The 12,417-nt window shown below is 40.1% G+C and carries 11 protein-coding genes; 6 read left to right on the top strand and 5 right to left on the bottom strand.

The genetic code is table 11. The features are described 5' to 3' along the window. The first annotated feature begins 32 nt into the window (after positions 1-32). The 4 genes from L0B70_RS12660 (at position 33) to L0B70_RS12645 (ending at position 4,982) form a co-directional block, all read left to right on the top strand. Complete coding sequence (locus L0B70_RS12660; RefSeq protein ID WP_235142137.1) at positions 33-1,307, top strand: aminotransferase class I/II-fold pyridoxal phosphate-dependent enzyme; 1,275 nt, start codon at positions 33-35, stop codon at positions 1,305-1,307. Between the two features lie 82 nt (positions 1,308-1,389). Next, on the top strand, positions 1,390-1,800 hold the full coding sequence (locus L0B70_RS12655; RefSeq protein WP_235142136.1) for a GreA/GreB family elongation factor: 411 nt from the start codon (positions 1,390-1,392) through the stop codon (positions 1,798-1,800). Between the two features lie 163 nt (positions 1,801-1,963). Continuing rightward, the gene (locus tag L0B70_RS12650) at positions 1,964-4,159 is read left to right on the top strand and encodes a radical SAM protein (RefSeq protein ID WP_235142135.1); all 2,196 of its coding nucleotides are present in this window, start codon (positions 1,964-1,966) and stop codon (positions 4,157-4,159) included. 64 nt (positions 4,160-4,223) lie between these two features. Further along, positions 4,224-4,982 carry a hypothetical protein gene (locus L0B70_RS12645; RefSeq protein WP_235142134.1) on the top strand — a complete coding sequence of 253 codons (759 nt, stop codon included), beginning with the start codon at positions 4,224-4,226 and terminating at the stop codon, positions 4,980-4,982. Between the two features lie 4 nt (positions 4,983-4,986). Here L0B70_RS12645 and L0B70_RS12640 read toward each other — a convergent pair whose 3' ends face one another. The 5 genes from L0B70_RS12640 to L0B70_RS12625 all read right to left on the bottom strand — a co-directional run bounded on the left by L0B70_RS12640 (position 4,987) and on the right by L0B70_RS12625 (position 10,217). Beyond that, on the bottom strand, positions 4,987-7,635 hold the full coding sequence (locus L0B70_RS12640; protein ID WP_235142133.1) for an MGH1-like glycoside hydrolase domain-containing protein: 2,649 nt from the start codon (positions 7,633-7,635) through the stop codon (positions 4,987-4,989). Positions 7,636-7,803: 168 nt separating this feature from the next. Then, entirely contained in the window at positions 7,804-8,613 is an 810-nt protein-coding gene (locus tag L0B70_RS12635) for a glucose 1-dehydrogenase (protein WP_235142132.1), read from the bottom strand. Between the two features lie 277 nt (positions 8,614-8,890). Continuing rightward, entirely contained in the window at positions 8,891-9,499 is a 609-nt protein-coding gene (locus L0B70_RS12630) for a hypothetical protein (protein WP_235142131.1), read from the bottom strand. Positions 9,500-9,548: 49 nt separating this feature from the next. Further along, on the bottom strand, positions 9,549-9,680 hold the full coding sequence (locus L0B70_RS13435) for a hypothetical protein (RefSeq protein WP_260089187.1): 132 nt from the start codon (positions 9,678-9,680) through the stop codon (positions 9,549-9,551). A gap of 81 nt (positions 9,681-9,761) precedes the next feature. After that, positions 9,762-10,217: a DUF6591 domain-containing protein gene (locus L0B70_RS12625; protein WP_235142130.1), complete on the bottom strand. Its 456-nt coding sequence runs from the start codon at positions 10,215-10,217 to the stop codon at positions 9,762-9,764. Between the two features lie 114 nt (positions 10,218-10,331). On the opposite strand from L0B70_RS12625, the gene L0B70_RS12620 reads away from it, so the two are divergent. Continuing rightward, positions 10,332-11,507, top strand: a complete 1,176-nt coding sequence (locus L0B70_RS12620) for a hypothetical protein (RefSeq protein ID WP_235142129.1) — start codon at positions 10,332-10,334, stop codon at positions 11,505-11,507. After that, positions 11,507-12,373: a DMT family transporter gene (locus tag L0B70_RS12615; RefSeq protein WP_235142128.1), complete on the top strand. Its 867-nt coding sequence runs from the start codon at positions 11,507-11,509 to the stop codon at positions 12,371-12,373. The genes L0B70_RS12620 and L0B70_RS12615 overlap by 1 nt, the downstream gene beginning before the upstream one ends. The last annotated feature ends 44 nt before the right edge of the window (positions 12,374-12,417 follow it).

The following is a 12,417-nucleotide window of genomic DNA, read 5'->3' as shown; positions in this document are numbered from 1 at the left end:
TCTTATAAATTATAAAATAACAAGATAAAATAATGACAGATATTTTTGATCGTCTTAGACAAAATCCCGGTCCGTTAGGGCAATTTGCCGATTATGCAGAAGGCTATTTTGTTTTTCCAAAATTAGAAGGACCTATTGGTCCCCGAATGATATTTCAAGGAAAGGAGGTTATATTTTGGAGTGCTAATGATTATTTGGGACTTTGTAACCACCCCGAAGTTTTAGAAGCTGATGCCAAAGCGGCCGCAGAATATGGTATGTTTTATCCCATGGGAGCCCGCGCAATGTCCGGAGAAACCGAACAGCATCAGCAGCTGGAAAGAGAACTGGCAGAATTTGTAGACAAAGAAGCGGCCTATCTTCTCAATTTCGGGTATCAGGGAATGGTTTCTACCATCGATGCCTTGGTGGGACGGCACGACGTTATTGTTTATGATGCCGATTCGCATGCCTGTATCGTTGATGGCGTACGCCTGCACATGGGTAAAAGTTTTACCTACAAGCACAACGATATCGAAAGTTTAGAGAAAAATCTGGTGCGTGCCACGAAAGTAGCAAACGAAAATGGCGGCGGAATTTTAGTGATTACGGAAGGAGTTTTCGGTATGCGCGGAATGCAGGGAAAAATTAAAGAAATCTGCGACCTGAAATCGAAATTTAATTTCCGATTATTGGTTGACGATGCCCACGGATTTGGAACTTTAGGAAAAACCGGCGCCGGCGCTGGTGAAGAGCAAGGCTGTCAGGATCAAATCGATGTGTACTTTTCGACCTTCGCCAAGTCGATGGCGGGTTTTGGTGCTTTCATCGCGGCAGACGCAGATATCATCCGAATTTTAAAATACAACCTTCGTTCTCAGGTTTTTGCAAAATCTTTAACAATGCCAATGGTGATTGGAGGTTTAAAAAGACTGGACTTGTTACGATCCCGACCTGAAATCAAAGACAAATTGTGGGAAAACGTCCGCAAACTTCAAAATGGTTTAAAGGAAAGAGGATTCAATTTAGGAGGTTCTAATACCTGCGTAACCCCTGTAATGATGCAAGGTTCTACGGTAGAAGCTACCCTACTTTCCAGAGATCTTAGAGAAAATTTCGGCATCTTTACTTCCGTCGTTATTTATCCTGTGATTCCAAAAGGGATGATCTTATTGAGATTAATTCCAACCGCGTCACACACTGATTCTGAAATTAATGAAACGCTGGCCGCTTTCGAAGCCATACACGAAAAATTAACTTCTGGATTTTATAAAGACGAGGAGCAAAAATTAATGGAAGAACAACGATTAAGTTTTAAGAACACTTAGAATTTTCAATAGAATATATTTTTATATAAACCGTTTGAAAAATTCAGACGGTTTTTTTAGTTACCTACTTTAAAACATAACCATGAAACAAATTGTAATAACAAAACAGGATAATACGCGCATCCACAACGCCATCCGCGATGCCAAGCAAAATAACACCATCAAAAAAGAAGATGCCGAAAAATTATTGGCAGAATTACACAGCGCGAAAATAGTTTCGTCCGAAGAAATTGCGAAAGACGTCGTCACCATGAATTCCATCGTGAAAATTCATTTCGCAAACAACAAAAACATCGTGCAGTTTCAAATCGTTTATCCGCATCTGGCGAATATGAAAGAACACAAAATCTCTATTTTTTCGTCGGTTGCTGCGGCCCTGATTGGTTACAGCGTTGGCGACGAGATCGCTTGGTTAGTTCCTTCCGGAATGACGAAGATCATCATCGATGAAATTATCTATCAACCCGAAGCCGCCGGCGACTTCGATCTGTAAAACCTAAACCTCCGGGTCACAAATCTTTTTAACTGCATTATTACAGGTGAAACGATAAATTTACGCTTAGTATTTTTACCGTTTTACCACCGTAATTCAGTACTGTTTTGTGACTTTTGTGGTTAAGTTATTTAAAATAACTTTGCACCAAAGAAAAACTCTGTTGAAAGATCTCCTTCTCATCACGCCGCCTTTTACGCAGCTCAACACGCCTTATCCCGCAACGGCTTATATTAAAGGTTTTTTGAACACCAAATATATATCAAGCCACCAAATGGATTTGGGCATTGAAGTTATTTTAGCGTTATTTTCAAAGGAGGGAATTCAAAAAGTATTTGATGAAAATTTAGACCTAAGAAATGCGTCGGAAAACGGGCAAAGGATTTTTGCGCTGCGCGAAGAATATATCAAAACCATCGATCAGGTTCTTCTTTTCCTCCAAAATCAAAATCCAACGTTAGCGCGACAGATCTGCAGCATGAATTTTCTGCCCGAAGCCTCGCGTTTTAATCAGTTGGATGATATGGAATTTGCTTTCGGAAATATGGGTCTTCAGGATAAAGCAAAACACCTGGCGACTTTATATCTGGAAGATATTTCAGATTTTATTGTCGAAAATATCGATGCCGATTTCGGTTTTAGCCGCTATGCCGAACGAATTGGACAAAGTGCAAATTCTTTCGATGAATTATATTTGAAGCTAAATTCTGCCTACACTTTCATCGATTATTTTACCTTAAAAATTCTCGGGGAGAAAATGGAAACCTTTAAACCGAAGTTGGTGTGCTTTTCCGTGCCTTTTCCGGGAAATTTATATGCCGCGTTTCGCTCCGCGCAATTTATCAAAAGCAATTATCCGCATGTAAAAATCGCTATGGGCGGCGGTTTTCCTAATACCGAACTTCGGGAATTAAAAGATCCGCGCGTTTTTGAGTTTTTCGATTTTATTACGCTTGATGATGGCGAATTACCTTTGGAACTACTTTTCTACCACATCAATTCAAATAAAAATCAGTCCGAAGGAGAATTTAAAAGAACTTTTCTGCTCGAAAACGGAGAAGTTGTTTATAAGAATAATTCCACACGTTTCGACTACAAACAGGCCTTTGTCGGCACGCCGGATTACACCGATCTGCTCCTCGATCGATATATTTCCGTAATCGAAATCGCCAATCCCATGCACAGTTTATGGAGCGACGGAAGGTGGAACAAACTCACCATGGCACACGGCTGTTATTGGGGAAAATGTACTTTTTGCGATATTTCTTTAGATTATATTAAAACATACGAACCGATTTCCGCTAAAATTTTGGTGGACCGAATGGAGGAACTCATCGCGCAAACCGGCGAGTCGGGTTTTCATTTCGTGGACGAAGCTGCGCCGCCCGCTTTGATGCGCGAAGTTGCGCTGGAAATTTTGCGTCGGAATCTTGTTGTTACATGGTGGACGAACATCCGCTTCGAAAAAAGTTTCAGCCGTGATCTTTGTTTTTTGCTAAAGGTTTCCGGCTGCGTGGCGGTTTCGGGTGGACTCGAAGTAGCGAGCGACCGGCTTTTAAAACTCATCGACAAAGGTGTTTCTGTAGAACAGGTGGCGCAGGTGACGAGAAATTTCACGGAGGCCGGAATTATGGTCCACGCCTACCTAATGTACGGTTATCCCACGCAAACCGTTCAGGAGACGGTCGATTCTTTAGAAATGGTGCGCCAGCTTTTTGAGATGGGAATTTTGCAGAGCGGTTTTTGGCATCAATTCGCCATGACAGCGCATTCGCCCATCGGCAAAAATCCCGAGGAATTTGGCGTCGCCCCGATCCTAAAAGACATTATGTTTGCGCACAACGACATCGATTTTACGGATAAAACCGGCATCGATCACAGCCAATTCAGTTTTGGTTTGAAAAAATCTTTATTAAATTATATGCACGGAATTAATTTCGATCTTCCTTTAAAAGACTGGTTCGATTTTAAAATTCCCCGCACAAGCATTCATCCGGATTATATCCACGATTGCCTTTTGGTAGAGGAAAATTTTAAATTTAAAGGAAATTCAAAACTGATTTTTCTGGGTAAAAATCTTCTTGCTGAAGATTTTTCCAGGGTTAAAAAAGGAAATGTTTTTGAAATGACGCGGCTGATCTTCCACCTGAAAACCAATATAGTAAAACTCGAGATGGAAAAGGAAAAAGCACATTGGCTTCTGAAAATTTTCGACGAAAATTCCACGGAAAATCCGAAAAAAATCACGCTTCAAAACCTTAAAAATCAGTACGAAGAAAATTTCGACGATTTTGAATTGTTTTGGTTTTCAAAACCGGTACAGCAGCTGAAAGAAAACGGCGTTATTTTGAGTTTGTAAGTATAATTTTGCTTTACGCTTCTTCATTTTAGGCTAAATTTGTTCTGCTTTAAAAGTTCATTGCATGAAAACCGAGAAATATCCTTTCAACAAAGTTGCTCAGATCACCCTGCTTTTTTGGGTGATGAAAATTATCGCCACTACTTTGGGAGAAACTTTAGGAGATTTTATTGCGCAGACTTTGAATTTAGGGTATTTGGTCGGCATCGGCATTACCTATCTTTTCTTTCTTGCTGCGCTTCTTTTACAGCTGAATGCCCAAAAATATATTCCCGCTTTTTATTGGTTAGTGATTATCGGAACAACCACATTCGGCACAGAGATCTCGGATTTCATCGACCGAAGTTTGCATTTAGGTTACGCGTGGGGAAGTTTAATGTTGGTTGCTTTGCTGATGTTAAGTCTCTATTTCTGGTACAGGAAATATAAAAATTTGGAAGTCTATCCTATTTTCGAAAGATCAAAAGAACTTTATTTCTGGCTGGCCGTATTGTTTTCAAACAGCTTAGGAACCGCGTTTGGTGATTTTCTGAGTGATAATTTAGGATTCACTTATCTGATGGGCGCCATCATCACGGGCTCAATTATTATCGTTGTCGTGGCTTTGCACTATCTGACTAAAATTAATCACATCGTTCTTTTTTGGATCGCCTTTATATTTACGCGTCCGTTTGGGGCGACTTTCGGCGACTTCCTAACCAAACCATTAGCGAAAGGCGGACTTGATTTGGGTACATTAAATGCGTCCCTCGTTTCTATAGGTTTGATGATTGCATTGATCATCCTCTCGCACCAACAATTAAGAAGAAAGGAAGCCGTTTGATTGATCAATTTGGCGTTTCCGTTTCGTCTTTCGCCATCTTGAATTTGCTTAATCTCGGCTGCAGAATTTTCGAAATCAAACCTGTCCACCCTGTTTGATGGGAGGCGCCAACTCCCCTTCCGTTATCACCGTGGAAATATTCGTAAAACAAAATATAATCCTTAAAGTTTTCGTCTTCCTGAAATCTCGGGTACTGCCCGTTAACCGCACGTTTGCCGTTTTCATCTTTCAGAAAAATTTTTGAAAGTCTTTTTCCCAAGGCATCGGCGATTTCATCGAGGTTCGAATAATTTCCGCTGCCCGTCGGATATTCCACCATAAAATCCGGGCTGTAATAAAAGAAAAAGCGCTGCAGACTTTCGATAATTAAAAAATTGATGGGAAACCAGATGGGTCCGCGCCAGTTGCTGTTGCCGCCAAATAGGCCGCTGTCGCTTTCTGCCGGCGTATATTTAATGGAATAGTCGATGTCGTTTAAATGAATTTCGAAGGGATTGTCTTCGTAAATTTTCGAGAGCGCGCGAACGCCGTAGTCGCTCAGAAATTCCTTCTCATCCAGCATTCGGACGAGCAGTCGTTTCAGGCGGTGACCCCGCAGCAAACTCAGCAGATGTTTGGAATCCTGGCCTTTCACTTCCCAGTACGAAACGAGCGACGCAAGTTCAGGTTTATTCTCCATGATCCAATGCATCCGCGCCTTGAATACCGGAAGTTTTTCCAGCATTTCGTCCTCAATAACTTCTACGGCAAACATTGGGATTAAGCCGACAACTGTTCGTAATTTCAGGAACATGTTGTCGCCTTTGTTCGTAGCAATGGCGTCGTAAAAAAATTCGTCCTCGTCATCCCAAAGCGAAAAATTATTGTCGCCCATATTATCGAGGGCATTGGCGATGTACAGAAAATGTTCAAAAAACTTCGTTGCCATTTCCTCGTAAATATGATTATACTGTGCCAGCTCGATGGAAATGCGCATCATGTTCAGCGCAAACATGGCCATCCAGCTGGTTCCGTCGGCTTGCTCCAATCTTTGCCCATTTGGTAAGGTGTCGCTGCGGTCGAAAACGCCCACGTTATCGAGGCCGAGAAATCCACCCTCGAAAATATTGTTGCCGTTGCTGTCTTTTTTATTTACCCACCACGTAAAATTTAGCAGTAGTTTTTGAAAAACGGTCTCCAGAAAATCCAAATCGGGTTTTCCTTTCAGCGTTTCATCTATTTTAAAGATCCGAAAAAGTGCCCAGGCGTGAACCGGCGGATTGACATCGGAAAAATTCCATTCGTAGGCGGGAAGCTGACCGTTTGGGTGCATATACCAATCCAGCGTGAAAAGTTTGATCTGCTGTTTTGCAAAATCCGGATCGATCAAGGCAAAACTCAAAGTGTGGAATGCCAGATCCCACGTGGCGTACCAAGGGTATTCCCATTTGTCGGGCATGGAAATGATATCGAAATTGTTTAAATGTTTCCATTCGCAGTTTCGGATTTTCTCGCGGGATTTTGGCGGCTTAATTTCTGCGGGATCGCCTTTTAACCATTTGGCAACGTTGTAATGATAGAACATTTTGTTCCACAACATTCCCGCAAAAGCCTGTCGCTGCACATTTTTTTCGTCATCGGAAGGGATGCCTTTTTGAATATAAGCGTAAAATTCGTCGGCTTCTTTTTGCCGGGAAAGAAAAATTTCGTCAAAATCTTTAAAGGGATCATCCAAATTCTCTTCCGAAAGCCGAAATTCGAAAATTTGCGTGCTTTCCGCGGGAATCGTTTCATCCAAAAGAAAGGTAGCTTTCGTTCCAAAGTTTTCTTTATTGATGCCATTGTCTTTTCCCGTTGTGACAAACCGGTTGATGCCGTCTTTCGTGAACGGTGTTTCGTTGAGCGAATGATAAAGCCGGACGTCGTTCGTCTCGTTGTTGCAAAACAGCGTTTTTAAAGAATTCTTCGCGTAAAAATTTTTGATGTCGAGTTCCTTTCTCTCGATCTTGATATGATCTGCACGATCGGACGTCATTTTGGGTTTGTAATCATCGTAGCCCCAATTCCACGTGTTTCGAAACCAAACGGTTGGCATAAGAATAAGCGGCGCGTCGTTTTTTCCGCGGTTTATAACGGTGATTTTCACCAAAATATCGGTCGGAGAATTTTTTGCGTATTCAATGAAAACATCGAAATACTCGTTGTCGTCGAAGATTCCGGTGTCGATCAGTTCATATTCGGCTTCCAGTCTGCCGCGGGCGGCGTTTTTCCGCAGCAAATCGTCGTACGGAAAAGCATTTTGGGGATATTTGTAGAGCATTTTCATGTAAGAATGCGTGGGTGTATTGTCTAAATAATAGTAATATTCCTTTACATCTTCGCCGTGATTTCCCTGCCCGTTCGTTAAACCGAAAAAGCGCTCCTTTACCATTTTATCTTTTTTATTCCAAAGACCCAAAGAGAAAACGAGCAGCTGCTTGTCGTCGCAAACTCCACAGATGCCTTCCTCGCCCCAGCGGTAGGTTTTGGCTTCGGCGGTATCGTGGTTCGTGAAATTCCAAGCGTCGCCGTTGGCGCTGTAATCTTCGCGGACCAGGCCCCATTCGCGGTTGCTGACGTAAGGTCCCCATTTTTTCCAGGCAACATTGGGGATTCGTTTGCTTTCTTCGGTCATATTTTTATAAATTATGAGTTGTGAATTTTAAATTTTTGAGTTTTTACAAATATTTAAAATTAAAGAATTTTAATTTTGTGCCGCAATCTGCGCCCCGACTTGAGTGGAGCACATTTTTTTGCAAAAAAAATTGCGGGAACGGAAGGCGGAAAAAGGCGCCCAAAAAAATTATCCGCCCGTAGAAAAACTCTCAAAAGTCGTCATTCCGCCGTCGATGAAAATACTTGCGCCGGTGATGTAATCTGCCATGTCGCTGGCTAAAAATACGGCGAGGTTGCCAATATCTGCAGGCTGGCCGATCCGGTTATAGGGAATTAATTGCAGAAGTGCCTCCAAAGATTTCTCGGAATCCCACGCATTCGTATTGATAGGCGTTTGAATGGCGCCCGGGCAAATGGAATTGACGCGGATTTTATCGGCGCCATGCTCCTGTGCCAAAGTCTGCATCAACATTCGGATGGCGCCTTTACTGGAGGCATAATTGGCGTGTCCGGCCCAGGGAATAATTTCGTGAACGGAAGAAATATGAATGATCTTGCCGCACGCAACCGATCTGGAAGGATCAATTCCGCGGCGCAGAAATTCTTTTATGGCTTCGCGCGCGCATAAAAACTGGCCCGTTAGGTTCACGTTGATAACGGCGTTCCATTGGTCCAGCGTCATTTCCGTAAATTTGGAATCTTTTTGAATTCCGGCATTGTTGACTAAAATATCGACGGTTCCGAGCTGGGAGACGACGTCCTGAAACATTCGGAGCACTTCGTTTTCTTTTGAAACATCGCACTGGGAAATAATTCCGTTTCCGCCCTTATCGGTGATGCCTTTTAAAATATCTGTTGCTTTAGCTTCACTACCGGGCGAAGGATAATTGATGACCACCGTTGCGCCGGCCTCGGCCATGGATTGTGCGATCCCGGCTCCGATGCCGCTGGAGGAACCGGTAATAAGGGCGACCTGATTTTTTAAAGAAATTTCCATACTGTGTTTGATTTTAGAAGCTTCACGAAATGATTTGCCGCGAAACACAATCAAATGTAGGAAATTGTGAAAAAGAAAAGTTGAAAGCTGATGTTAATTTAAATACAAATTTTCAGCGCGAAAACTGTTTTCAAATTAAATCCCACTTTCCGGAAAAAATGGGACTTAAACTATATAGAGATGTGTTTTTAGTATACTTCTTGACTGTTACAAATTTATAGCATTATCAACTATGGAAATTTGCCCAAATTTGCACAGATTGCAACAATATGTTATCCTAGAAATTGGAGTATCCATCTTCTAACACTTCATCAATTAAATAACGCTTGCCATTTTTTACAATCCTGATTTCTCGATTTACAGAGTTATTAAAATCAAGGTCTTTTAATGTGACGTTGTACCATGCGCCATTAGTTTCAATATTTTTGGGGATTACAGAACTCACTTTAATTTTACCGTGATCCTGCGTGCCTAAGAGAAAACTTTCCTGGTTTACTAAATCTAAGTTGTATTTACCTTGCCACTTCTTTTTGAACTCCTTTTCTGTTAAACCGTAATCAAACTCAATTCCCATAGCATCCATTTTAAATTCTGCATATTTTTTAGTGCACAAATTTTCTAAATTTCCCATGCCTTTATTAAATTCATTGTCGATAGAAGTTTTTAACCATTGCTCGCCTCCTGCGTAGGCGATGGAAGTTTCTTTCGTATTCACGAAATTTTCTGCCTTTTGTAGTGAATCTGTAATATAATTTTCCTCTTTCTTTGAAGAATCATTTGTTACTACGGCACTTTTTGCAGTTACTTTTCTTTCGCCTATTTTTTTTGCTTCTTGACAAGAGAGAAATAAACCGATGACTGCTGGAGCTAATACCCATTTTTTCATAATAAGTAAAGTAAAATTATTTGCATTTTACCATTTCTTTTAAATATGCTTATTGGAATTTTTCATTTTCTTCTTTACCAGAGTAATTTCCTTCAGTCTCTTTAGAAAAAAGAGCTGCATCAGCTGCTAAAGAAAGAGAACCCAGTATAGTGGCTCCTAAAATTATAATTAGATATTTCATTTTGATTTAAGTAATATTTCCTACTCGTTTGGCTTTTCCGCAGCGCCTCGTTTTAGTAGTCTCTGAGCTCTATTTTTGGTATTAATTAAATTCTATCTTGCTAACTGCCTGTGTCATCTTATTTTGGATTTCCAACATTCTTCTCATTTGCGCCGGAGTAAAATCCTGTTTTTTTTCAGCTTTCTCCATGTTTTCTGTCCATTGTTGCCCTTTCTCGATTAGAGCTGGATATTCAGACATTACACTCATATCGGAGCGATCGCCCATTTTACCTATAAATAGTAAGTATTGGTCGACGTATTTATCGTAATCGTCTAACATTACGTCAATATTGTTTGTCTTACTAGCTATCTGGGAATTGATGGAATGATTTGACTCTAAAATCTCATCATCTGTGTTATTTAAGTTATTGGCCTGGCCATTATCTTCTTGTAAAGATGCGGAAACAGTTGTTGCAGCAAATTTTTGCTCATCATCTGATTTTTTGCACGAGATTATTAAAGTGACCATTGCAAGCGATAATAAAACTTTTTTCATTTTAAAAATTTAATTAAGTTAAAGAGCAAATTTAGTAAGTTTGTCTACTCTAAATTATGCCCAAATTTGCCCATAATATTTGTAGCAGGACGGGTAAATAGAGTAATTTGCAGTATGATCGATAAATTGAGAAAGGAATTCGAGAATGTTTATTTCAGCAATGTTTCTACGACCAAGGGACTGGAGAATCTCGCCATTAATATTGGCATTTCAAAAAATTCGCTGCGAAGATTTTTGGGTAAGATTAAAAATGAAAGCCTACTGCGGAATTCTACCTTAAATCTTATTTCGGAAAGATTGGGCTATAAAAGTTTTCGGGATTTCTGCGAAAATTCAAACAGTGATAAACCCACCATGGATTTTGAACTTTTGGACATTTATTACGGCAGTGTAAAAGGAAAAGGGACTTCGCTTAATGAGAACAGATTTCAAAAAGCAAATTATTATTTTGCCCAGAAAATTCTTTCCAATCCCGTTGATTTGAAAGAATTTGTAAAGCGATTTTTCGAAAATGAAGAAGCGCTGGAATACGTTGTCGCGTGGCATCCGTCTTATGGTCATATTGCACAGGAAAATTATCAGGACGCCCTTTTAAAACTGGCCAAAATAAGCAGTAAAGCGCACGTAAAGGTTTTTGCTTACGCATTTATTTACTTTGGAAAATTTATGTCGGAGCAATTAAAAATTGACGAAGCAGACCATCTGATGAAAATGATTGAAAAGTCTGTGATAAAAATGCGAAAAGAAAGCGGTGAATTTATTGTTTTTCCGGAAGCGAGATATTCCATCGCAAAACATATTCATACTTTTCTGCATTCAATAAATATTGATACTGCGAAGATTTCTGGCTATAAATTCAGAAATATAGTTGAAAATCGGGGCGAATCATTCGCGGATCAAATCGTCTTCTGCACCTACGTCAGTAATCTTCTGAACATTTTAAAACAATATGAAATGGCTGATCAATATTTCACTGAAATTCCGTCAGAAAAACAACTTCAAATATGTGTCGAAGAAAATCAACATCTCAAGCCGCAACTTTATCTGTATAAAATTACGCGCGCAACTACGCTTTTTAAAATGGATAAAAGGGAGGAAGCACTGAGAATTTTTGATACCCTTCCTATTGATATTAACGACTCAAAATCTTTTTCTTTTGACAGTAAAATATATTTTGAGCTGCAATATTACTATTTAGGAAAGCAATTATTTCCCGAACGAAAAGATTTTAAAGAAAGATTTCAAATCTTGGTCGAAAGAACGCAATTCACCTATTTTAACACCATTTAATGTTAGCGATTTTTATCACAATTCTGGGACATATAAGTTACGGAACGACCAATGTTTTGTGGAAAAATCCGCGAAATGAAGTTGGAACTTTACCGTTGATCTTAATTCGGAGCGCATGTTGTTTTCTTATTTTTTTCAGCAGTTATTTTGTACTTACCGGACTTCAGATTATCCCGAAAACTCAGTTTTCCTGGATCGACGTGATGCAAACGGCGGGAATCTGCGCTGTAAATTATTTTGGGCTTTTTTTCTTTCTGCAATCTATGAAACATACGCAGGTTTCCAACACGATTGGTTTCGGAAAAATCGGTCTGATCATTGGTGTTGCAGCGGGTTATTTTCTTTATGGCGAAGAAATTTCAGCTTTAAAAATCTTTCTGTGCATTGTGGTTCTCATTGGCGTTTCGCTGATTGAAGTTTCAGCCAGAAAGAAAGCATCATTTTTGTCCAAAGGATTGCTCTACACCGTTTTGGCAAAAATATTTTGGTCCACTGCTTATTTATACGTTCCGTTTATCGAAAAATTAGGACCCGTACTTTTTTGCGCCGTTTTGGAATTCACGGTATTTTCACTCAGCTTTGTTTTATTCTTTTTTGATCCTGCAAAATTGAATCTCCGAAATATCAGTTCTACCACTAAAAAAGAAATCGGACTGCTTATTTTTCTGGGAACTTTGGGAACCTTCTGCCTGAATTTCGCACTTGCCAATATGAGCATCATACTTTTTGCGATTATCGGATTGATTGAGCCCATCCTCGGTTTACTCATTTCCAAGCTGTATCAGAAAGAACGTTTGGCGCAGTATCAAAAAATTGGTATTGGTCTTGGAATTCTTTCGGCATTTATTCTTTCGGTCACCAAATAAAAAAAAGTCCCGCTTCTTTCGAGGCGGGACTTTATAGGACTTAA

Source organism: Kaistella sp. 97-N-M2, from assembly GCF_021513235.1.
Lineage (GTDB): Bacteria > Bacteroidota > Bacteroidia > Flavobacteriales > Weeksellaceae > Kaistella.
Note: the sequence above shows the minus strand (reverse complement) of the source record. Positions and strands in the feature narration are given on the sequence as shown.